The following is a 23,668-nucleotide window of genomic DNA, read 5'->3' as shown; positions in this document are numbered from 1 at the left end:
AACCCCATGGATCCCCGCCTGTGGCGGCAAGTCAATATCACCTTCCGCGACTGGGCCACGTCCGAGCGTACCGCCGTAACCCATCTCGCCCCCATCCTGGTCAAGGCCGAAGACGAACGGCTCATCGCTTCCTGGTTCTTCAAGCGGAAGGCACCCTGCTGGCGCGTCCGCTACGTACCCAGCAGCAACAGGGCGCAGGCACTTCTCCGCCACCGCTTGAACGACCTCGTCCGGCAAGGCCACGTCGACACCGCGACCGAAGTCATCTATGAGCCCGAGGTCCGCGCCTTCGGCGGCGGGCAGGCGATGGCGTGCGCTCACGACCTCTTCCACTTCGACAGCCGGCACCTGCTCACCTACCTAGCTGCCGCACCTGAAGCGGAGCACAGGCGCGAGCTGTCGATCATGCTCTGCACCACCCTGCTGCGCTCGGCCGGGTTGGACTGGTACGAGCAAGGCGACGCCTGGGCACAGGTAGCCGAGCATCGTGACCTTTCTGAACCGGTCCCACCCGGGCCGCGGCACGCGCTGGAGACCGGTCTACGGCGACTGATGAGCGTGGACGCCGACCCGCTCTATCGCAAGGGAGGACCCTTGGCTTTCGCCGCCGAATGGTCTGCCGCGTTCGATGCCACCGGCTGCGAACTCGCGGCTCTGTCGGCCAATGGGCTGCTGCACCGCGGCCTACGCGCCGTCCTCGCCCATCACATCATCTTCGCCTGGAACCGGCACGGCATTCCCTACGCCAGCCAAGCGGTCCTGGCCCACACCGCCAAACAGGTCGTGTTCGGACGCGACCCCACGACCTCCCAGACCGAGCAAACGAGGAGCCAAGGATGAACGCTCTGATACAGGAGGTCGCCCAGCGCTTCCCCCTAATCGCACGTCCCCGCCCAGCTTGCCTGCCCCTCCAGGCACGCGTCGACGAGCTGCGCGACCTCGCCGCCGCGGCCAGCCAAGGCACAGAGGCGAGTCACCTCGCTCTGGCCGCTGAAGCGATGAACAAGGCCGCGCTGATCGCGAGCGACTGCGGCGTCACCGCACTGGCTCGCTCCCTGTGCTGGCGGCACTTCTCCGCCTACCTGCGCGCCTGGCCGCTGAACGCGCCTTGTGCCCGCCGCGCCCTCGAGCCCCTTGTCAACCTTGCTCGGCTGGCCATCCGCGAACACGACGGCAGCCGCGGCTACCTCCTACTGAACGACCTCTTCCACGCCGTCAGCACCGGCGGCACCGCCGACATCGACGGCCATCACATCCCGTTCGCCGGCTTTACTCGCTCTGAAGAAGATCTTCGAGTTGCCCGCAAGTGGCTGTGGGGCGTCTTCGTGGCCGAGGGCATCCGGGCGCTTATCAGCGCGGGGCAATGGGACCAGGCGGTCGCCCATGCCGAGCAACACCGTGGCGTCGGCCAACGACTCCTGGACGGCCGACAGGCCGCCATCCTAGCTCGCTGCCTCGACGGGCAGACAGACATAGCCCTGAAACTCGTCGCCGACAGTAAGCCCCTCCAAGCATGGGAACACTCGGTTGGCAGCTGCCTGGAACTGCTGTGCAATCGTGCGGCAGCTCGTGCGGACAGCGACATGGCCGTCGAGGTGCAGCGTCAGTTTCTGGAACTCGACGCGACGCCAGAGCTGTTGGTCTTCCGCACCCGCCTCGGCTTGGCCATCGTCGACCTGACCGTCGACACCACCTGGTTTTCGGCGAAGCGTGTGTTCGTCTCCCTCATCAGCGACGTTCTCGCTTCGGCGAACGGATATGTTGCACAGGATGTTCTGGCCCACCATCGCTCTCGCCACCTGCTCAGCCTTGCGGAGCAGCACGAACTCATCTCAGTCGTGCAGCAGGCTGGACTGGGACTCAGCGCCATCCCGGCCTCGGTGATGTCCGACATCTTTTCGGCAGTGAAAGTAAGCGAGACCGCGATAGAAGCGAGGCTGAACGTGCCCACGAAGATCGTCAACCGTCCTGTGCCCACGTAGAGACGCTTCGTCCTTGGTCCGGGAGTCCAAATCCGCTCCCGTCAGATCGTTGCGAGCAGTTGTCGCACACGGTCTGTGGCGGCGTGCTCAGCTCCATAAATTCTGTCGAGATCGGACAGCAGCGCGGTAAAGGTTCGCCTGGCCTGTTCTATGAGCCCGGCGCTTCTTTCCAATTCGCCGATCTGCCGTCTAAGCTCCAGCGCCTGCGGATCATCTTCCTCTGGGACGTCGGCCACAAGGGCAGTCATCATATGCAATGCCAGGTCGGTGTCACCGAGATAGGCATGACAGGTGGCCTCTTGAAGCCGGTAGTGGAATGCCTGGCTCGGCTCGTTCACGGCGGCCAACTCGCGATACTCCAACGCGGCTCGGTAGTAGTCGCCGGCCGTCATGTATGCCTCAGCCAGTTGATCTCGCAAGCCAGGCGCGTCCTGTCCGTGTGCGAGAGCCTCTTCCAGGATTGCGATGGCTTCGCTGTACCGGGACTCCCGGATCAGTGTTTGTGCGTCCCGACGGACGCGACGCACATCGCCTTGGCTTGAATCGTCTCGAACAGGTCTTGGTTCGGTTTCCGTTAGCGGCGCGCCTGTGATGGTGGTCCGGCTCAGTGCGCGGGAGTAGAGCATCAGGGGGCTCGGCAGGCTATCTGTCATGTCGCCAAGAGGTTCGACCCCGGACATGTAGGGCATGAGCCGCTCGTACACCTCGCGAACGTCAGCGGGTCTGTCAGCCGGGTCCTTCTCCACCATGGCCATCAGCAGCTCGTCCAGTCCCCGAGGAATGTCAGCGCGATGCCGTCCAGCAGGCATCGGGGACGTCGTGACGTGCTGCGTCTTCACGCTGTAGTCGTTGGGTCCGGTGAACAGCCGACGGCCGGTGACCGCTTCGTAGAGTACGCATCCCAAGGAGTAGATGTCGGCATGCTGCGTGCTCCGCTTGCCTTCGACCTGTTCAGGAGACATGTACGCGGCGGTCCCGAGCTGCTGCCCGGTCTGGGTCAGCGAGGTCATGTCGGCGTCATGCATGAACGCCAAGCCGAAGTCCAGGACCCGGATGGAACCGTCTCGGCAGAGCATGAGATTGGACGGTTTCAGATCCCGATGCAGGATGCCTTGCTTATGGGCGGCCTCCAGGACGGTCGCGATTTGGGCGCCGATTGACGCTACCCAGCCGATGGAGAGCGGGGCGTGCTCTGCAATGACGTCGTTCAGACCGATCCCATCGATGAACTGCATGATCAAGTAGTGGCGGCCGTCAACGGAACCGAAATCGTACAGAGCAGGAACGCCAGGATGAGCCAAGCGGGACAGAGCCTTGGCCTCCCGGGTGAACCTCTGGTGCAACTCCTCGTCCGGAAGAAGGACGAACTTGATCGCTACTCGACGATCGAGCGTGATGTCGTCGGCGCCCCACACCTCGCCCATCCCACCGAGGCCGAGCCGATACTGGTCAAGCCGATAGCGGCCGAGAAAGTGGGACACCAGGCCTCCCGGGAGTCACTCCGGGGTCAGGCTGCCGTCGAGGAGCCCGGCGATCCCGGCAACAACAAGATTATCGCTGATCTCCCGCAACGCTCTTGCCGTGTCTTCGAGCGCGAGGAGTTGAGCGAACGACTTCCCGTACCGGCGCTGTTCCTCGATGGGAAGTCTGGGTAGCGACGCCCGCCGCGGGTCCCTCCTGAGAGTCGAGCCGTGGGGGCTCCCTGTAGCGCCCTCGGCACGTAGACAGCCCGCCAAGAAATAGGGGTCGAGACGCTCCGGATCGGTACGGAAGAGTAGAAGCTGCGATCCGAGGGCGGCACCTGCGTGGGTCATCACCCGTGGCAGTGCGCCACTGGAAAGGAATAGAGAGGCGATGACGTCGCCCTTCTCAATGCGGACAAGACCTGGAGCATCACTGGTACTGCCGGTGGGCTCTCGGTTGAGCAAGAGATCCTTCGCCGTCAGTAGAGGAAGCTCACCGCCCTCTGGCAGTTTGAGTGGACCTTGCATGATGGTGACGACTCCTGCCCGAGCCAGCTCCCCGAGAATCGTCATGGCGAGATCTCGGCGAGATGTGGCCGTTATCCGGGGAAGCCTGAGTTCCTCCACCACTGATGACAGTCGATCACTCATCACGAGGTAGCCGGAGGTTGATCCCCGCGTCACCACTCGATGACCCGTCGTCAGATCGACCTCTTCATCGAGAAGATCGATGATACGGACCACCCGGCTGTTCTCCGGCAGCTCTGCCTTCTCGCAGTAGGACCGCCATGCTCTCTCAGCTAGAGCTAGGTCCTCGCCCGCGTTGACCATCAGCACGTCCGACTGCGGCTCATCCACCCCGGCGGGTTTGCGGAGCACCCACAGGTCGGGGGAGCCGCTGGAGGCGGGAGCGGCGCCAGGGAAGAGGCTGATGATGGCTCGCAGCGTTCCAGCCCTCAGCAGGTTTCCTCGTATTCGCCGGCCGGGACGGCGATTGGCAGCCGCACTCGGCATCATGATCACAACGAGGCCGCCTGGCTTCACATGTGCCAGGCAGTGTTGCACCCATGCGAGCTCGGACTCACCGCGCGGTGGCAGGCCGAATTCCCACCGTGGATCGCTGGTCAGCTCGTCGTATCCCCAGCCGCGCTCGTTGAACGGCGGATTACAGACCACAACGTCGAACTGCGTGCCCGCGAAGGCGTCACCACGCAGCGAGTCGCCGGCTTCGACCTGCGCCTCATAGCCATGAAGGCGTAGTCGGACGCTGGCCAGTCTTGCGGCGTTCTCATTCAGCTCCTGGCCCGATACCTGGTTGCCGTGGGTTTCGAGCAATATGGTGCCGATTCCACAGGCGGGGTCGAGTACCTTGCCGCCTTTCGTACTGGCGATTGTGGTCATCAGCTTTGCCACTGCTGGTGGGGTGGCCTGCAGACGACGGGAATGGAGATCGACATAGCGCTCGCAGATCCCGTCGAACACCGCGGTCGAGCCCTCCGCCTGCCCGATCTCCCGGGCCTCTTTGGCCAGGGCATCGTCAAGCTTGGCACTCTCCCCCAGCAGGACAGCGCCGACCTCGGCTACCACCTCAGCTAGCCGCAGATCGTCCGTGCTACTGCGCAGTCGCTGCCAGAACCGTTCGAGCGGTGACACCTCGACATAACGGCCGTGGTCGCGGAGCCACTGTTCCACTTCGCTCAGCGAGAAGGCAGGACTTGAGGCAGTGCCACCCACAGGTTGAGGAAAGTCGTCGAACCGCTTGCGCCAGTTACTCACCGCGGCTCGGCCGACGTCGGCCATCCGCGCGATGTCAATGGCATTGACCAGGACGTCGTCTTGCATCAGAGCCCCTCCTCCGGCAACCAAAGCTCATTGCCAGCACGGCGGAGCCGCTCGCGATAGTCCTGATGGCTTGGCAACGCCCGCTCTACGACACTCCAGAACTCAGCCCCATGGTCGGGCCTGCGGATATGTGCGAGCTCGTGGACGAGGACATAGTCGATCAAGCTAGGTGGCAGCTGCATGGTGGCCCAGTGGATGTTGACCTGCCCATCCCGCGAGCACGATCCCCATCGGTAGCCGAGCGGTCGAACCCGCAATCCGCTCACCTCAACACCGAGCCGAACTGCCCAGGGACGTACCCGCTTAGACAACCAGGGATGGCCAACCCGGCGATACCAGCCGACAAGTTCCTTGACACTTCCTCCTCTGGGCAGCTCCAGACGACCCCGAATGAGTCGCACCTCGCCCGCGTCCACCAGGCGCAGCCGATAGGAACGGCCCAGATAACGGAATCCCTCGCCTGTCACGAACTCTTTGGCAGGTGGGGCGTCACCCAGCTCCCGTTTCTCTGCGAGCTTGCCGTACAGCCAAGGTCTCTTGGCCTCTACCACCTTGATCAGATCTCGCTTCGACAGCTGCGGTGGGACGACCGCGGTGATCGAGGCGTCCCGTTCGACGGTCAGGCGCACACTCTTGCGCCGATCGCTCACCGAGACGGCGACCTCCAGGTCGCCGACTCGCAGGACTCCCGGTATTTCACTCACGGTCACCAGCATGCCAGGGTCAGGCTTTGGGGATCGTCGCGTGGTTGTTCTTGACGGCGTCCCGGGCCTTGTCCGCCACCTTCTCCAGCTGATGGACATCGCCGAGGTCAGCGGTCACGAGAATCTCGAAGATCTCGTCGCGGAAGTCGGCGACGTCGGGACGCTTGTCCCAGAAGCCGTGCCGGTGGATGGTCCGGCCGGCCAGCCGGATGATCTCGCGGGTGGCCCGGACGAACCGCTGGTCTTCCAGGTCCGCGTCGGAGGTGGCCAGCTCCTGAAGCAGGACGCCGTAGAGAGCGAATTCGGCCGGGCTGAACTCATGGGGGTTGTCCCGCCGGTCCTCCACCACATCGGACATCAGGTCCTTGAACGCCAGCAGCTGGGCATCCCAGTCGTCCTTGAGCTCGGTGAGGATCTGTTCCAGTCGCTCGCTCAGCAGCTGGTAGCGGGCCGGGTCCTGGCCAGCGTTGACGGTGATGTGATGCCGGATGGCATTCTCCATCTCCGACGCCTTTGCCCGTGAGCCGCCGGTCATCGCCTCAACCCTTTCAGCGAAGTTGGTCGCGGTCAGCGCGATGGGTGGAAGCTGCTGCTCGATGCCGAGCGAGGTGATGTGCTCGTCGATGAGCAGCTTGATCTTCTGTCCATACGCGCCGGGGTCGAACTCGCCGCCGTCGACGCGGTAGCGCCGGTTCGCGGTGAGCCTGATGACCGCAAAGTGCTTGGCGTCGGCCAGGTACGGCGTGGCTGCCGGGTCGGGCAGCACTGTGTTGATCGTCCGGGAGAAGCGGGCCAGCTCGACGCCGAACCGGTCACGCAGTTGCGGATCCGCCAGCTCCTGCACGCAGCCTTCGACGTCGGTGTAGTCGCGGAACATCATCCGGAGCCGCTGCCGGCGCGGCTCCAGTTTCCCGATCTCCGTCTTCAGGTCGCGCAGGGCGCCTGAGACGTCGAGGCTCTCGTCGGTCTCGAATTCCTCGTCGGCGTAGATACGCAGCGCCTCTACCAGGTTCTGGGCCACGCCGCGGTAGTCCACGACGTACCCGAAAGGCTTGTTCCCGGCCGTACGGTTCACTCGCGCCACGGCCTGGAGCAGGTCGTGCATCTCCAGCTTCCGGTCGAGGTACATCACCTGCTCGATCGGCGCGTCGAACCCGGTCAGCAGCATCGACTTCACGATGACGAAGGCGATGTCGTTCTCCCCGAACGGCCGGGTGAAGCCCTCGATCCGGGTCTTCTGCTTGGCCTCGTCGGTCCACTCGGCGTAGCGGTCCTCGTGTTCGGTGTCTCCCTTGGAGATCACCGGCACGAAGTCCATCCGCTTCAACAGGTCCAGCTGCTTGTGGGCCTTCACGAGCTGGGCCTGGCGCGGCTTCAGCTCCTCGATGCTCCGCGCGAGCAGGTGCGGCGGAAGCTTCTCGATGTCGCGGACCAGCTCGTCGCGGGCCTCCATGAGCGCTTCCCGATACCGTACGGTCGTCTCCCGGTCATAGGCGACCACCTGCGCCTTGAAGCCCTCGGGCAGCACCTTGTCCACGTAGTGCCGGAGCATGTGCTTGGCCTTAACGTCGACCAGCTTTCGCGCCGCCGACACGTTGCCTTTGTTGGCCCAGCGGGCCTGCAGTTGCAGGCGTTCCTCGTCGGTCAGCTCCTCGAACTCCTCCTCGAAGAGCTCGTCCATGTCCTGACCGTTCTGCAGCGCGCCCTTGACTTTGATGCCCTCGTAGAGGATCGGCACGATCACCCCGTCCTCTTCGGCTTCTCGGAGGCGGTAGGTGTCGATGAACGGTCCGAAAAGCTCCACGCTGGTCTTCCGCTGTCCTCGCTTCTTCATGATCGGGGTGCCCGTGAAGCCAATCCTGGCGGCGTTAGGCATGGCCTGGCGGAGGTTGGCGCCCAGTGCGGCCGTGTGCGAGCGGTGCACCTCGTCGATCAGTACGACGATCGACTCGTCGGTGTTGATCTCGCCCAGCTCCATGCGGTCCTTGGGCTGACCGCTCTGGTTCTTCTGGATCATGACGAAGACCAGCCCGGGGCCCTTGCGACCGAGCAGGGTCCTGGCCCGTGCCGTGTTCTTGGCGACGTCGACCTTCTCGTTGCTCAACGCCATCGTCTCGGTGAGCTGGTCCTGCAACTGGGTACGGTCGGTAACCACCACGACCTTGTAGTGCGCCAGCCCGTCCAGCGACCGCAGCCGTCGCACCAGGAAGGTCATGGTGAGGCTCTTGCCCGACCCCTGGGTGTGCCAGATGATGCCACCGCGATGCCACGGCTCACCGGTCAACAGTCGCTCGACCGCACGCTCGACCGCCCGGAACTGCTGATACCGGGGGGCGACCTTGATGGTGACGCCCTCGTCAGTGGCCATGAAGGTGACGAAGTTGTGGACGATGTTCAGCAGGTTGTCCGGCTCCAGCACGCCGGCGACCAGGATTTCCTGCTTGCTTAGATGCTCTTCCGCCTTGCCCAGCCGGTCGGCGAGCTGCTTCTTCGTCATCGGATACGGATCACGCCACGGCACATAGTGTTCGAGTTTGGCGGTTAACGTGCCGAGCCTGGCGTCCTCACCGCTCGTCGCGACCGTCAGCTGCACCGGCCGGAACAGTCCGGTACGGCTGTCGCGGTAGCGACGAAGCTGGGTCACGGCCTTGTCCAGATTACTCTCGGTGGTCTTCTTGCACTCGATGACGACCAGGGGGATGCCGTTCACGAAGAGGACGACGTCCGGGACGATCTGCTTGTGGCCGCCAGTGCCAGGGATGTCCACCCGGAACTGGTTGATCGCGGTGAACTCGTTATTGCCCGGACCGTTCTTCCAGTCGATGTAATGCACGGTCCGGGATTTGCCGGTCGCAGGGTCTTCAATCGGGATTCCGTTGATCAGCAGGTCGGTGACCTGCTTGTTGGCTTCCAGCAAGTTAGTCGTGGGGATCCGAGTGATGGCGTTGACTGCCTGGCTTACCTTGCGCTCGTCCAACCAGGTACCGTTGATGCGCTCGATGGCCTCACGCAGCTTGTCTTCGAGAATTGTTTCGTCGAAGCTGCCTCGGTCCGACATCCTCGGGTAGAGCGGAACCACCGCCCCATGCTCGGCTCCCGCCCGATGTTCCCAGCCCATGTCCTTGAGCTGTTCTATGAGCGGCTTCTCGACGAGCAAGTATTCGTAGTCGGTCACCGTCCGACTCCCCTCGCTAACTCCGCTAACAACGTCATCACCGGCAATCATGCAAACACCAGGACGGCTCGCTGCCGCCCATAGAGTCAGAGGTCTTCCAGCACGGCTTCGGCTTCCGAAACCTGCACTCGGCCAGTCAGCAGGTCTTCCATGAGACCCTGCTTGAACATGTGAAGGCGAGATTCCTCTACTCGCCACCGCTCGATGGTTCGTTCGCATTCGGCTAGGACGACATCGATCTTTCGCTGACGCTCTAGATCTACCGGAAGCTCGATGAACGCCTTTCGAAGGTTAGTGGGATTAATGTTCACTTGATGCACGCCAGGAGTGGCATAGCGTCTAATACGCTGCTGAATAGCAGGACAGTTGAGCCAGCGCACCAGATATTCTGGAACGAGGCGACCGGGGTCTGGATTAAGACGGACCAAGTAGGAGGCGAATGACGTGGGCCGCTCAATCTCACTCCGCCAGATTGATGTACGACCTACATGATCGATACTGTTTGTGCGATTGAAAAGCACGTCGCGATCACGGAGAAAGAGGTGCGCGGGCGCACCAATGGACGAATACTTCACCTCACCGAGCTTGATCTTGCCGTCGGCGAGATTATTCATCCTCAGAATGGGTGTGCCCGAAGCATCCTCATCGAGCGAAGTGGAGATTCCATATTCAACGCTGCGAACCACGTCGGCGAGTCGAACACATGACCATCCTTCGCCGAGATCCACAGGATCGCTATGAACAGGGATCAGAGCGTCAGAGATGGCTGAGCGAAGAGCGATGACCTTTTTGGCGCCCTCAAGCGTGAAGCGAATCTGTCCATCGAGGGTGTCGAGAATATCCGCGATCCGCCGCTGTTCGTCGATAGGGGGAACAAGCAGGGGCGTTTTAAGAAGCGCGCCATTAGAGAAGTTAACCTGCGATTCCGCCATACCGGTAGTTCGTTCGTCGAGAAACCGTTGCGGGGCGGCTTGCGACAGGAGTCCGGCGAGAATTCGCGGCTCCACTAGGTCGACATTCGGACGCAGGAGAACCATCTTCCCAGAAACTATAACTCTCGGAATGACTTGATCTACATGCGCAACCACTCCGACACGATGACGAGGCCCTGCCTTCGTAATCACTATATCGTTGACCGATACAGCCAGTGTGTGATGCCCCCAGTATTCGGCAGGCAATACTTTATGCGCGCCTATATTCCAACCCTTCCATGTGATGGCGGTAGTCTTGAGGAGTCCCCACTCACGATCACCATAGATATTTCGCTCTTCGCATGTAGGGCTGGGGCCAGAAACTGCATGTGTAACTAGATCGCGAAGGGCGAAGCGCTTCCAGCCGACGGAAATGTCGGAAGTTTTATACATAGCCCAACTCCTTCAGATAGGCGTCGAGCCTGGCGGTTGCACTCTCGCGCTGGGTCTCCAGGGCGCGTAGCGTTACCGCGTATTTGTCGGACCAGGTACGGAATGCGTTCTCGAACAATCGGCGGGCGGCGGCCGTACCCGAATCCAAGCGGGACGAAACCTGTAGCCGGAGCACGTCGAGGACGAGGGTGCGGCGGCCGGAGTCGTCCAGGGCGCCGGCGGCCATGCGGAGGCGGGGCAGGAAGTGGTTCTCCAGCGCGGTGACCTTCTTCCTAGCGGCGGCCGTACGGGACTTGAGTGCCTTGAGCTCGACCTCGGAGAGTTGGTCCTCGGCGGGCTCGTCAGCTTCCTCCTCGTCCTCCGAGGGCTTGGTTGTGGCGGCCTTAAGTTGGGCGTTCAGCTCGGCGTATGTAGTCTCGGCCTCTTCGAGTTCGGCCAGATAGTCGGGGATCAGTGCGGGAACGATGCGGTGGTCACGAGCCTTTCGTTTCTCGGCGGCGACCTTCTGCTTGTCCCAGTATTCGACGTCCTCCTCGTCCAGTGCGAAGGCCGATTCGATGGTGGTGAGCCAGCCTTCCACCACGCCCTCGAACCCGTTGAGGCCGAGTGTCTTGATGTCGTACTGGGCCTCACCCCACCAGGCCGCCACGACGCCGGCCAGTTCGAACCGGTCGAGCATGTCCACGGGCAGCAGCTCGGTCACGAAGGAGTCGAGCAGCTCGGCTCGTACCTCCATCACCTTGCGCGTGCTCGGCAGCTCGACCAGGCGCTTGCTATGGCGGCTCCACCACTCGTCGAAAGCCTCGCGCAGACGGGCCACGGCAGGTTCGGCAAGAGCGGGGAGGCGAGCAGCGGTGGCCTGCCAGCCCTCGGGCAGGAAGTCGAAGTAGTCGGCGTCGCGCTCGGCGAACAGCATCACCGGGTCAATGCCGAACGCCCGGAACAGTCCCGCCTTGGCCTCGACCTCGGACTTGGGTACGCCGCCGTGGAGGTGGGCACGGACATCCTGCGGTTCGGGCGGCGGCGTGTTGTCGACGTAGCGGCGGATGTTGAGGTTGAAGTCGTTCTCGTCAAGCTCTTCGATGTCGACGACCCGCGCGAACCCGGGGATGTCCTCATACGCCTCGTACGCCGCGACGATCTTCTCGGCGTGCTGTGGGTCGAGGTAGTTCTGGGCGCGGCCGGCGGTGAACTCACGGTCGGCGTTGATGAAGAGCACCTTGCCGCGCCGTTCGGCCGGGCGCGGGTCGGTGCCGCGCAGGACGAGGACGCAGGCGGGGATGCCGGTGCCGTAGAAGAGGTTGGGGGCCAGGCCGATGACCGCCTCCAGGCGGTCGTCTTTGATGATGCCCTCGCGGATGTCCTTCTCCTTGCCGCTGCGGAACAGTACACCGTGGGGCATGACGTTGGCCCCGATGCCGTCGGGAGTCAGCACTGCGAGGACGTGCTGGGCGAACATGAGGTCCGCCTTCTTCCCGGTCTCCGGCGCATACCCGTACTTGAAGCGCTCCCTTTGCTTCATGTCGGCCGAGGAGTAGTTGAGGGAGAAGGGCGGATTGGTGAGCACCCGGTCAAAGCGCATCAGCTCGCCGCCCTTGAGGTGCCGGGGCTCGGCGAGGGTGTCGTCGTTCTCCAGCTGGGCGTTGAGGACGCCGTGGAGGATCATGTTCATCTTCGACACCGCCCAGGTGCCGCCGTTGTACTCCTGCCCGGCCAACGTCAGGTCGCGCGAGTCGAGGCCGTGCTCGTCGATGTACTCCTTGGCGTGGATGAGCATGCCGCCCGAGCCGGCGCACGGGTCGTAGACGGCCATGCCCGGCCTGGGCTTGACCAGGCGGACCATCATGCGGACGACGCCACGCGGCGTGTAGAACTCGCCGCCCTTCTTGCCGGCGGAGTCGGCGAACTGGGCGATCAGGTATTCGTAGGCCGCGCCGAGCAGATCGGGGAACTCGAAGTCCTCGTTGCGGAGCCGAACGCGGGAGAAGTGGTCGACGAGCTGCTGCAGCCGTTTGTCGGGGATGGTGGACTGGCCGACCTTGCGGGTGAAGTCGATGTGTTCCAGGACGCCTTCGAGGGCGGCGACGTTCTCTTCCTCCAGGGCACCGAGCGCCTTGTTGAGCATGTCGCCGACGTTCTTCTTACGCGACTCGTTCCTGATATGGCTCCAGCGGGCCTCCGCTGGGACGTAGAACTTGTCGCCGCGGTAGAAGCCGCGCGCCTCGGCTGTCTGCTCGGCTTCCTCGTGGCTCTTGCCCCCGGCCACCAGCTTGTCTACAACCTCGCGGCGAACCACATCGAACTGGTCGGAGGCCCGCTTCAGGAAGAGCATCCCGAAGATGTACTCCTTGAACTCTGAGGCATCCATCTTGCCGCGGAGGATGTCGGCCGCGCCGAACAGGTGCCGCTCAAGCTGCGGCAACGTTAGCTTCGCCACGTGGTGGCCTCTCTAGATCGGTCAGTCTGCGTCAGGGGTACCGAGGTCAGTTTCTCAGCGACCATGGGTCTGCGCAGGTCCTTCGTGCTGCAGACGTGAATACCTGTGGACGTCACTCTAGATATCTCTTGCTACTTCCGTCAACACCAGACATTATGCCTGTGTACCGAAGCCACAGGACGTGGAGTCATCCGGAGAGCCGCCGCAAGGCCACCACCACCGACTCCCGCCCCGTAGTGACATTGGGCCACGAAGAGTGATAGATCGATTCGACATGCCGACGTTGGATCGCTCCCGATGGCCGGCATCGATTGGTTCCCGGAGGTCAAATGAGCACGGTCGATCGGAACGCGGTGATCGCTGAGGAACAGCTGGCCGTGGATCACATCTACGACTGCATCGACCAGGACCAGAAGGCCATCGACAACTTCCGCATGGGCAGCCTGGGCGATTGCCCGGACGCTGGGCTGTCCTCTCATCCGGACCTGCCGAAGGAATACGGACGCCGCGAGGACCTCGGCCACCATCCCCTCGTGATCGCCCGGATCGACCTCCTCGATGACCCCGACGACAAGCTCACCTGGTACATCGGCCGGGCCACCGTGCGAGACCGCCAGGGCGACCTGGCACTGGTGAAGTGGACCTCCAAGGCGGCGACCGCCTGGCGTCTGGCCACGCCCGAAGACCCCGCGGAGGTACGCCGGCAACGTCAGCTTCGCTGCGACGGCCCCAAGGTCCTCGACTACAGCGATACCGAGATCCAGGTGATCAACGCCAAGGGGGAGACCGTCCCGGCTCCGGTCATCGACGACGAGCCCGACCTGTTCCTCCTCGCCGACCTGGATCTTGCTCGCGACGGCGTCATGCGTGACATCGTCGAAACGATCCAGCGCCATCAGCTGCGGCTGGTCGCCGACGAACGAAAAGGTGTGCTCGTCATCCAGGGTGGTCCGGGCACCGGCAAGACCGCGGTCGGCCTCCACCGCGTCACCTGGTTGTTGGACAACGAGCACTTCACCCCTGACCAAGTGCTCGTCGTCGGCCCCCACAAGGCGTTCCTTCAGTACGTTCGTGACGTCCTGCCCCGGATGGGCAGCCGCGGCGTGGCGACCGTGGACATCACCGAGCTCTGGCCAGGCGACGTCCGGGGAACCGATCCTGTCGCCGCCCGCCTGGTCAAGTCGGATGACCGGATGGCCAGGGTGCTGTACAACGCGGTCGAGAACCTCATTCGAGAAGATCTCGCCACCGAGGAGGGCTTCAACTTCCGCGGTGCGCGGCTGGAGATCGACAGGGCCGAGCTCGTCCGGCTGGCCTCGGCGGCTCGTGCGGCAAGGGGTTCTTACCAGGTGCGCCGCCGCCGCTTCATCGATACAGTCATCGACTGGCTGCTGACCCAGTACGCCGAGGCGACTCGGGTCAAGAAGACCGACGACCGGCTCCGCACCCAACTGGAGAAGGTCGCGGCCGTTTCTACGCTCATCAATCGCATCTGGCCGTCGTCCAGCGCCGAGCAGATCTATCGGCAACTACTCGCCGACAAGGACGGCCTCGCGGCCGCGGCCTTCGGCGTGCTCACCCTCGACGAGCAGGCCGCGCTTGTCCGCCTCCAGGCGAAACGAGTCGCGGACGAACCGTGGTCGACCGAGGACCTCGTCTGCCTGGGGGAGCTCCGATGGCTCCTGACCGGGGAGGACGAACGGCGCTACCACCACCTGGTCATCGACGAGGCCCAGGACCTGACGCCCATGCAGGCCAAGTCGCTGGCCCGCTGGTGCCCGTCCGGCTCGATGACGGTACTCGGAGACTTGGCGCAGAGCACGGGAATTCGCCAGTACGACGTTTGGGAGCGCCTGGCCGACATCCTGGCCGGCACCGAAGGCTGGCACATCGCCGAACTCGGCATCGGTTACCGAGTGCCGGCCGACGTCATGAGCTTCGCCGCGATGCTGGGAACGAAGATCTCGCCCTCCACGGCGATACCGACCTCGGTGCGACCATCGTCACAGGGCACTTTGGAGATCGTCCCGGTCTCCCGGCAGCGCATACTCACCGAGACAGTCAGCAGGGCCCAGCGGCTGGCCATCAAGGACGGCAACCAGGCACGCTCCGTCGCGGTCCTAACTCCGGCGCAGGACGAGTTCCATGACGAACTCGCCCAGCGGATCGCCTCTTCCCAGGAGTCGGCGTTGCCGGGAATGGGACAGAGAATTACCGTCATGCCCGCGCACATGGCGAAGGGTCTGGAGTTCGACCACGTCGTGGTGGTAGAACCGCATCTGTTCGCCGAACAGAGTTCGACGGGGCTTCGGCAGCTTTACGTCGCTCTGACCCGGTGCACGCAGTCCCTGACGGTGCTCCATTCATCCCCTCTGCCTGCCGAACTAGGCGGGCCTGTCAAGGTGCCTGTGACCGAGATCAAGAAGACTGACACTGTCCCTTCGTCCCGGAATGAGCGGTTCGCTGACGGGGATGAGTTTCGAGCCTTCCTCAAGGAGCAGGCGGCTGCCAGCCGGAAGCAACCAGCACACGCCCGTCTCAAGCACATGCTCGCAGCCGAGTTGTACGGCAACGAACGCGAGCCCCTGCTGGATACCGAGTACGCCGACATCATCTGTGAGGACGAGCGCGGGCTCGGGTTCTACGTGATCTCAGCACAGAGCGTCGACACCTACGCAGAACTCCGCGCCATGGCCCCTCGGCTTCTGGAAGCCGAATGGGCGAGCGGCAAGTACAAGGAGATCGACCGGCTGTTCCTCGTCCTGCCGAAGGAGCCGCAGGATCTGTGGGCTGTCGAGATCATCAAGACGCTCTTCGAAGTGTCGATCATCTGGAAGACCGAAACGGGCTGGGCCGGTCCATCTGTGGAGGCTGCCCTGGGGCAGTGATGGGGAACCACCCGACCATGATGACGGCTCCTCGTGAAGGCAAATACTGGCGTGGAATGCCTACCTATCATGCGGTTCATGACTGTCAGGCCCGATCATGGGGCCGCCCTCCAGCCGAGCCTGCGTCAGAGCCTGGCCTGGGCGCTGATACCGGCCTGCTGGTGCGGCGGGTTACCGATCCCGTTCATGATCGGATATGCCGCCTACCGGCTCCGCAACACAACGTTGTGGATCTTCGCGGCGGCGTATCTCGCGGTCGAGGGAGCGGTGTTCGCGGCCTCGTGGGCCCTTGAGAACGTATCGAAGGAGGATGCTCGCTGGACCCTCACGTCGATGATCTGGATGGGCACCTATCTCGGCGGTGTGGCACACCTCTTCGTTCTGGCCAGCCACGGAAGATCCCGCCCGCGGCGACCGTTCCGAGAACCCGGCCCGGGCCGGTGACGCCGAGCCTGTCATCCGGGCCGGCACAGGCGTGCGTGGGGCCGTACGCACTCATCGCCAAGATCGGCCAAGGGGGCCAGGGCGAGGTCTACCTGGCTCGCTCTCCGGACGGCGGGCAGGTCGCCGTCAAGCTGTTGCATGCACGAGTGTCCTTCACTGAGCGGGACGACTTCCTCGCCGAGGCCAGCACGGCCCGCCCGGTTCGCAACCGCGCGGATGAACGACGTGGGCGTCCACGACAGCAGGCCGTACATCGTCAGCGAGTACGTTCAGGGGCCCTCACTCGACCAGCTCATCCGTCGCGAGGGCCCGCGTTCTCCTGACAGCCTGGTCCGACTCGCCATCGCCACAGCCGCTGCCCTCAACGGGATCCACCAGACGGGCATCGTCCATCCAGACTTCAAGCCGGCCAACGTCCTGCTCGCCCCCGACGACCCGCGGGTATCGACTTCGGGATCGCACGTGCCGTCGGACGGCTCACCACGTCGGGGAGCGCCAAGGACACTCCGGCCTTCATGTCGCCCGAACAGGTCGAAGGCCGTCAGGCAAGTCCAGCATCGGACATCTTCAACTGGGGCTCGACGATGTACTTCGCGGCGACCGGTCGCCCGGCCTTCGACGGTCCGTCCGTCTGGGCCGTCGAGGACCAGATCATCAACTCCAACCCGGACCTCACATGGTCCCCCGCCTCTTCGCGAGCTCGTCCAGCGGGCCATGCACAAGACGCCGCATGAACGCCCAACGGCACCACAACCACCTCTGCTGCCGCCACGATAGAAATGCTTGCATACTAAGTTCACAGTCTCTATTCTTCTTGTACGTGAGGTGCAAGGGAGCTGTGATGCGTACTCTGCGAGCAGGACGAGCCATCCACTTACTGGACATCGAGAACCTGGCTGCATCTCCGTCGCCCACTGCGACGGAGATCGCCGACACCATGTCGGATTACCTGTGCCGAGTGCCGGTCGGTGCCCTGGACCAGTTCGTCGTCGGGGTCAACCCCCGATCGCTGGCCGAGGTGGGCCGAGTGATCCACGGCGCTCAGATCCTCACCCGCTCCGGACGGGACGGCGCCGACAGCGTGCTCGCCGAGACGGCCGTCAACGACCGGATCGACCTCCGGTTCGAGCGAGTGGTCATCGGCTCCGGCGACGGCTACTTCGCAGACCTCGCCGCCTGGCTGACCGCTCACGACGTGCGGGTCACGGTGGTTTCCCGCACCGGCCTGCTCAGCTGGCGTCTCTACGTCGCGGTCCGCGACATCACTTATCTTGACGCGGCGCTGGCCGCCTGATTCCAGGGAATCCCCATGACCTACCAGCCCCCCATGCCACCTCCTGCGCGTCGCGGGTTCTCCGGCCCCGCGGTCGCGCTGATCGCCGTTCTCGCCTTGGGCGCGGGTTGTGTCGGTGGCGTGGCCGTAGGAAGTGTCGGCAACACGCCGACCACGACCGCGTCCCCCACCGAGACCGCCCCCACCGAGGCGCTGCAAGCCACTTCTCTTCCTCCCGCCAAGGAAAAGAAGGGCCGTCTGGTGAAGCTGCCCGACTTCAAGGGGCAGAACGCCGCCATCACCCGTCAGTGGCTGGTGGACCGGGGATGGAACGAGTTCAGCGACATCAAGCTCGGCTCGCAGGATCAATACGACACGATGGTTCTCCTGCCGGAGAACTGGACGGTGACCAAGCAGTTCCACGGGGTCGGCACCAAGGTCAAGGTCGGCACCACCATCGTGCTCACCTGCACGAAGGCGTCCTGATGGCCGCGCTCATCCTCAGCCGGCAAACGCTCCTCGCCAGTCGGGATGCCCTCGACTGGGCGGTGGCCGGCCTGCCGTACATCGGCGCACTACTAGTCGAGCTGGAAGACGAGTCCTGGTACGTCCAGGTAGCGAAGATTGCCGGGGCAGAGCACTACTTGATGGAGCATCGAGCGGGAGAGGCCAGGCGGCATGTATGGGCCATCGCCCGCTCTCGCGCTGACCTGGTCCGTGCGCTGCTCGGCTTCGCACAACGCGATGAGACGTGGATGACCGGATTCCAGTGGGAGGTGCTGGAGTTCGACGAGCAGACGCGCTTCGCACGGCTACCGCCGCATCATCCCATGTCATCCAGATCTGGGCTGACCATCGACGATTTCGGCGGCCCGTCCACAATGTCGGACGACGACGAGCACGACGCTCTGCGCAACGAATTCTGATACGAACGACCGTCCTTGGACGGCACACGCACCACGTTGCGGCTGCCGCGCTCGTGTGGGCCATCGCCGTTGACGGGCACGCTGTCGCACAGGCCGGGTGAAAATGCGTCAGCTGGACCCTACGCCGACGCGGTATGCCCAAGCGGTCAAAGCCGGACTGCGAGATTGGGATCGATGAGATCCGTCACGGCCAACCCTGCTGGCACCACCCGGGCATCGGCACCTACCGGCTGACCGCCGACCGGGGACACGTCGGCCTTCATCGACCTGACTGGCGGGCAGGGGCTTCTGCGTCAGGTCGAGGGCCGCGACTCGAGCCTGGTGGCCATCACATGGCAGGACCAGGACCTCATATTTCACCTAGTCACGCCTCATTGGAACGTAACCATCAATATCCTCTATCGCCCCACCTCCACCTTACGTACACGTCATCATCAATCATTAAAGGATCAACCGGTTGAGGAGAACGCGTGAAACTGATCCACGCCGCCGACCTTCACATCGACAGCCCGCTCCGTGGCTTGTCGGTATACGAGGGCGCACCGGCCGAGGAACTGCGTACCGCCTCCCGGCGAGCGTTGGAGAACCTCGTCCAGCTTGCGATCTCGGAGTCAGTTAACGGTGTTCTCCTCGCCGGCGACATCTATGACGGTGACTGGCCCGACTTCCAGACCGGGCTGTTCTTCGGCAAGCAGATGTCGCTGCTGCGTGAACAGGGCATCGCCGTCTACCTCGTTTCGGGGAACCACGACGCACAGAACAAGATGACCCGGCGGTTGCCGCTGCCGGACAACGTGCGCATGCTCGACGTCGAAGAGCCGGAGACCGTACGCGACGAGAAGGTCGGGCTGGCGGTGCACGGGCAGGGATTCCCGCGTTGGGACATCACCGACAACCTCGCCCTCGGTTACCCCCCTCCTTGCCGGGACCTCTTCAACGTCGGGCTCCTGCACACCGCGCTGAATGGTCGCGACGGTCACAACAAGTACGCCCCCTGCACGGTGGATCACCTCATGGGAAAGGGATACGACTACTGGGCGCTCGGCCACGTACACAACCGGGAAGTCGTCCAGGAGGACCCGTGGATCGTCTTCCCCGGTAACATCCAGGGCCGCCACGCCCGCGAGACGGGCCCGAAGGGCTGCACCCTGGTCACGGTCGGCGACGACCTCCGCGTCCGCTCGGCCATCCACCATGACCTGGACGTGGCGCGCTGGGAGCATCTGCGCATCGACGTCTCCGGGGCCGGAGACCTCGATGCCGTCGCGGATCTGGTGCAGGTCCGGCTCAAAGGCTTGCCCTCCGGCAAGCTCCAAGCCGTACGAGTCAGTCTTGTCGGCCGCAGCAGCGCTCACCTCCGGCTGTGGAACGGGCGGCACCAGTTCGTCAACGAGGTCCGTTCACTCGCCAACGACCTCGGCGACCTGTGGGTGGAGAAGGTGCGCATCGAGACCCGGCTGCCAGAGACTCCCGGCGAAGGCACCATAGGACTGCTCGCCGATCTCCGGCGCACGGCGGCAGCGCTCCGCTCGGACACCACCGCTCTGCACCGGATGGTCACCGAAGACCCTCTCTACCCTCAGCTGCCGCTGGACGTGCACAACCAGGACGGAATCCGTCCCGATGACCCGGAGTGGCTGCAGCGCCTCGGCGACGACGCCATCGATCTGCTGGAGTCCATGCTCATGGAGGGACGGACACGATGAGAGTCGACCGGCTGGACCTGATCGCGTTCGGTCCCTTCAGCAGAATGGTGCTGGATCTGTCGGCACCCGGCATCCACGTGATCGCCGGGCCAAACGAGGCCGGCAAATCGACCGCGTTGCACGCGTTCGACCAGCTCTTCTATGGCATCGACGAACGATCGCACTACGACTTCGTCCATGACAGGGCCGCACTACGGCTCGGTGCGCTGGTACGGGGCTCAGCAGGCGCCTCGTTGGAGTTCATCAGGGTCAAGGCACGCAAGACGCCGCTTCGCCGGGTTGACGGGGAGCCGCTGGACCAGTCGGTGCTGAACACGATGCTGGGAGGCATCGACCGGTCGACCTTCACGTCGGTGTTCGCTCTGGGCAGCGCCGAACTGCGACGGGGAGGTGAGGCACTGGCACGCGGAGGCGGAGACTTCAAGCAGGCGCTGGCCGCCGCCCGGTCGGGAGGCCGCCTGTCCGACGCGCTGCGTACGATCGAGGAGCGTTTGGGCGACCTGTACAAGCGGCGGGGCCAGAACCCGCGGATCAACGTCCTCCTCGCGGAGCTAAAGCAGGCCCACAACCAGGTCCGTGCAGCAACCCTGCGTCCGCAGGAGTACCTCGACAGGCAGCAGGAGGTCAAGGACGCCGAGCAGGCTCTCAAGAAACTCACCAGGGAGCTGGAGCAATTCAGGAGCGACCAGTCCCGTGTGGAGCGGCTTGTCCAAGCGCTCCCGGCGCTCAACCGACGAACTACCCTGCTGGCCGACCTCAAGACCTTGGAAGCTGACGGCGCAATCACTCCGCCGGACGTCGCCGTACGCCTTCCCCTGCTGCGGGAGGACCTGCGGCTGGCGGAGAGCAAACTGGCTGACACGCGGCGGCGCCTCGACGACGTCGTGGGCGAGCTGAACGAGCTGGCCGTCGACGACGATCTCCTTGCCGCGCAGGATTCCATCGACAGCCTCTACCAGGACCGCAAGGCGGCGTTGGAAGCGGCCGAACGGCTCACGAGCTTCTCCGACACCATCAAGGATCTCCGTGACCAGGCACTCTCCACCCTCACCCAGGTCCATGTGAACGCGACGCTGGACGACATCGACCTCTACACGGTGCCCGCGTCGGTGCAGAGACGCATCCAGGAGCTGCACGACCAGCGCACCGCCATCGACGCCGCCCTGATGCGGGATCGTAAGGCAGTGGACCAGCGCCGACGCAACCTTGAGGCGGCGGAGAAGCGGCTCAGCGAGCTTACTGCGATCGAGGACACGAAGCCTCTCCACGCCGCACTCAACGCCGTCCCTCAGGACCTGCTCACCCGTATGGCCACTGCTGACGAGGACGTCCGGCGTCTGGACAGTATTGTCGAGCGGCTCGCCCTGGAGCTGCGAATCCCGGCGCAGCAGGTTGATGTGATGGCCGTGCCCACTCGCCCCCAGATCGACGAGCACGTGGAGGCACGCAAGGACCTGAAGCGGGAGGGGCGCGAGCTGGCCAAGCAGCGGAAGGTGCTGATCGCCAGGCTGGATGACAAGCGTCTCGACCTGGCGACCCTGCTGAGCGGTGACCCGCCCCCCACGGAAGCGGAGCTCGGGGAGGCCAGGACCGCCCGGCAGGAGCTCTGGCTCGTGATCCGCGATGGGCGGCACGATCAGGCTGGGAATTTCGAGCTAGCCATCGACCGCGCCGACCAAATCGCCGACCGGATGCGCCGGGACGCGTCCCGCATCGCCGATCGCTACCGATTGGAGCTCGAGATCGGCAATGATGAGAAGGCGCTGATCGCGCTCAGCGAGGAGCAGGCTGCCCAGGACGACCGGGCCGACCACTTGGACGCGGAGTGGGACCGCCTGTGGGAAGGATTCCCCGGCCCTGCGCCCAAACCCGGTGCCGCCACGTCCACGCTGGACAGTGTCGAGAGGCTCCGGGGAAATCTCAGGGAGCTGGCTGACGCCCGAGCCCGCCTCTCCTCTTTGCGTAAGCATGCCGGTCTGCACATCGCACGGCTCCGCGAGGTGCTGAGGTCGCCGGAGGAGGTTTCTTCCCTAGGGGCTGAGAATGCCTTGGCGGAACTTCCCGAACTGCGCGAGGTCGCCGAGCAGCGGCTGGCCGAGCAGGACGAGCTGACGCGTACGCACGACGCGTACAAGGCTCAGCTTGTCGCGGCGCGCGAGGAGCTGACCGCCGCCGAAGCCGAAGTCACCGAGCACGAACGGAGCCTGGCCGGCTGGGAGACCACCTGGCAGAAGCTACTCGAACAGGCAAAACTTCCCACAGACAGGGACACTGCCGCCGCCCTCACCGATCTGGAACGGCTCGGGCAAGTCGCCACGTGGATGTCGGAGGCGGCCAGGAACGAGCGTGACTCCGAGAAGGCCGTCACCGCACTTGACCGGTTCCACTCACTGCTGGCCGCCACCGCCTCCGCCTGCGGTCATGCGATGCCGGACGATGAGATCGAACGTCACCAGCTTGTCGGAAGTCTTTACCGGGAGGCCGGGAAGAACCGTTCCGCCGCAGATCGGCAGGCCGTTCTTCTCGGCGATCAGGCCGAGCTGAGTCCGACGGCACGTGCCCTTGAAGAGACCCTCAAGGAACTGCGAAGCGAACTCGCGCAGCTCTGTGAAAGGGCCGAGGTGGACAGCATTGACGCCCTGAGCGAAGCCGTACAGCGGAGTGCGACCCACGGGAGGCTCAAGGAGGCACTCGCGGAGGTCAAAGCGGCGCTTCCCGCCGACGCGGAAACGCTCATGGCGGAGATTCCCGAAACCGACGAGGACCTGCTCAGAGCTAGGCTAATCACCCTCACCGAACGCGTCACCGACCTCGACGACCAACGGACTCGTCAGTCCCTGCTTCTCGGCGAGAAAAAGACGGAGTTCGCCCGCTTCGATGGTTCCGCCACCGCCACGCGGGCAGCCGCGAGCGTGGCGACCACCGCGGCCGCGCTGCTGGAGGAGAGCGAGGAGTACCTCCGCCTGCAGGTTGCCCGGAACATCATCCTGTCCTGCATGGAAGGGTATCGGCAGGCACAGCAGGACCCCGTGCTCACGCGAGCGAGCCTGCTGTTCCAGCAGTTGACGCTCGGCGGCTATAGGGGGATGGAGCTCGACGAGGACGGGGACTCCACTATCGTGCTGGCACGACGCGGCCGTGAGCTGCTGACCACCGACCGACTCAGCGAGGGGACCCGGGACCAGCTCTACCTGGCGCTGCGGCTGGCCTCTTTGGAGCGGTACGCCGAGGAGGATGGTGCGCTTCCGTTCATCGTCGACGACATCTTCATGACCTTCGACGACCAGCGAACCCGTGCCGCCTTGGGCGTGTTGAACGAGATGTCCGAGCGGTTCCAGACGATCGTCTTCACCCACCACGACCACCTGGCCGAGCTCGCCCAGACAGAACTTCCCAGTGGCCGGGTACACGTGCACCGGCTACCACGGTTCGCGTCCGCCACGACCACGAGCGGCTGAGACTTC

16 protein-coding genes and 1 pseudogene are annotated in these 23,668 nt (G+C 64.2%); 11 read left to right on the top strand and 6 right to left on the bottom strand.

Going from position 1 to position 23,668, the window contains the following annotated elements:
• The first annotated feature begins 6 nt into the window (after positions 1 to 6).
• Together HII36_RS02110 and HII36_RS02105 are read left to right on the top strand one after the other, a co-directional pair.
• Positions 7 to 840 carry a thiopeptide-type bacteriocin biosynthesis protein gene (locus tag HII36_RS02110; RefSeq protein WP_173521306.1) on the top strand — a complete coding sequence of 278 codons (834 nt, stop codon included), beginning with the start codon at positions 7 to 9 and terminating at the stop codon, positions 838 to 840.
• A complete protein-coding gene (locus HII36_RS02105; protein WP_173521305.1) occupies positions 837 to 1,982 on the top strand; it encodes a hypothetical protein in 1,146 nt (381 codons plus the stop codon). Before HII36_RS02110 ends, HII36_RS02105 begins: the two co-directional genes overlap by 4 nt.
• Positions 1,983 to 2,023: 41 nt before the next feature.
• Here the strand turns inward: HII36_RS02105 and HII36_RS02100 are convergent, their stop codons facing one another.
• The 6 genes from HII36_RS02100 to HII36_RS02075 form a co-directional block, all read right to left on the bottom strand.
• Positions 2,024 to 3,463: a protein kinase domain-containing protein gene (locus HII36_RS02100; protein ID WP_173521304.1), complete on the bottom strand. Its 1,440-nt coding sequence runs from the start codon at positions 3,461 to 3,463 to the stop codon at positions 2,024 to 2,026.
• Positions 3,464 to 3,478: 15 nt separating this feature from the next.
• Positions 3,479 to 5,287, bottom strand: coding sequence for an N-6 DNA methylase (locus HII36_RS02095; RefSeq protein WP_173521303.1), 1,809 nt, complete (start codon positions 5,285 to 5,287; stop codon positions 3,479 to 3,481).
• Positions 5,287 to 6,003 (bottom strand): M48 family metallopeptidase, encoded by a 717-nt coding sequence (locus HII36_RS02090; protein WP_173521302.1) that lies wholly within the window; start codon positions 6,001 to 6,003, stop codon positions 5,287 to 5,289. The genes HII36_RS02095 and HII36_RS02090 overlap by 1 nt, the downstream gene beginning before the upstream one ends.
• Positions 6,004 to 6,010: 7 nt before the next feature.
• Positions 6,011 to 9,166 carry a type I restriction endonuclease subunit R gene (locus tag HII36_RS02085; RefSeq protein WP_173521301.1) on the bottom strand — a complete coding sequence of 1,052 codons (3,156 nt, stop codon included), beginning with the start codon at positions 9,164 to 9,166 and terminating at the stop codon, positions 6,011 to 6,013.
• Positions 9,167 to 9,252: 86 nt separating this feature from the next.
• On the bottom strand, positions 9,253 to 10,530 hold the full coding sequence (locus HII36_RS02080; RefSeq protein ID WP_173521300.1) for a restriction endonuclease subunit S: 1,278 nt from the start codon (positions 10,528 to 10,530) through the stop codon (positions 9,253 to 9,255).
• On the bottom strand, positions 10,523 to 12,967 hold the full coding sequence (locus HII36_RS02075; RefSeq protein ID WP_173521299.1) for a type I restriction-modification system subunit M: 2,445 nt from the start codon (positions 12,965 to 12,967) through the stop codon (positions 10,523 to 10,525). The genes HII36_RS02080 and HII36_RS02075 overlap by 8 nt, the downstream gene beginning before the upstream one ends.
• Before the next feature lie 329 nt (positions 12,968 to 13,296).
• Here HII36_RS02075 and HII36_RS02070 point away from each other — a divergent pair, with 329 nt between their 5' ends.
• The 9 genes and pseudogenes from HII36_RS02070 to HII36_RS02035 all read left to right on the top strand — a co-directional run bounded on the left by HII36_RS02070 (position 13,297) and on the right by HII36_RS02035 (position 23,662).
• Positions 13,297 to 15,855, top strand: a complete 2,559-nt coding sequence (locus tag HII36_RS02070; protein ID WP_173521298.1) for a HelD family protein — start codon at positions 13,297 to 13,299, stop codon at positions 15,853 to 15,855.
• A gap of 78 nt (positions 15,856 to 15,933) precedes the next feature.
• Complete coding sequence (locus HII36_RS02065; RefSeq protein ID WP_173521297.1) at positions 15,934 to 16,299, top strand: hypothetical protein; 366 nt, start codon at positions 15,934 to 15,936, stop codon at positions 16,297 to 16,299.
• A gap of 138 nt (positions 16,300 to 16,437) precedes the next feature.
• A pseudogene (locus tag HII36_RS59105) lies at positions 16,438 to 16,716 on the top strand (protein kinase domain-containing protein); the annotation flags it as partial.
• 26 nt (positions 16,717 to 16,742) lie between these two features.
• Complete coding sequence (locus HII36_RS57705; protein WP_328807565.1) at positions 16,743 to 17,033, top strand: protein kinase domain-containing protein; 291 nt, start codon at positions 16,743 to 16,745, stop codon at positions 17,031 to 17,033.
• A 107-nt stretch (positions 17,034 to 17,140) separates the two neighbouring features.
• On the top strand, positions 17,141 to 17,593 hold the full coding sequence (locus tag HII36_RS02055) for an NYN domain-containing protein (protein ID WP_173521295.1): 453 nt from the start codon (positions 17,141 to 17,143) through the stop codon (positions 17,591 to 17,593).
• A gap of 15 nt (positions 17,594 to 17,608) precedes the next feature.
• Positions 17,609 to 18,058 (top strand): PASTA domain-containing protein, encoded by a 450-nt coding sequence (locus tag HII36_RS02050; protein WP_173521294.1) that lies wholly within the window; start codon positions 17,609 to 17,611, stop codon positions 18,056 to 18,058.
• Positions 18,058 to 18,498 (top strand): hypothetical protein, encoded by a 441-nt coding sequence (locus HII36_RS02045; RefSeq protein WP_173521293.1) that lies wholly within the window; start codon positions 18,058 to 18,060, stop codon positions 18,496 to 18,498. Before HII36_RS02050 ends, HII36_RS02045 begins: the two co-directional genes overlap by 1 nt.
• Positions 18,499 to 18,968: 470 nt before the next feature.
• On the top strand, positions 18,969 to 20,204 hold the full coding sequence (locus tag HII36_RS02040) for a metallophosphoesterase family protein (RefSeq protein ID WP_173521292.1): 1,236 nt from the start codon (positions 18,969 to 18,971) through the stop codon (positions 20,202 to 20,204).
• Positions 20,201 to 23,662 carry an ATP-binding protein gene (locus tag HII36_RS02035; protein WP_173521291.1) on the top strand — a complete coding sequence of 1,154 codons (3,462 nt, stop codon included), beginning with the start codon at positions 20,201 to 20,203 and terminating at the stop codon, positions 23,660 to 23,662. Before HII36_RS02040 ends, HII36_RS02035 begins: the two co-directional genes overlap by 4 nt.
• Positions 23,663 to 23,668: the final 6 nt, after the last annotated feature.

The organism is Nonomuraea antri (genome assembly GCF_013283785.1).
Classification (GTDB): Bacteria; Actinomycetota; Actinomycetes; order Streptosporangiales; family Streptosporangiaceae; genus Nonomuraea; species Nonomuraea antri.
This window is presented reverse-complemented; position numbering and strand designations above follow the sequence as displayed.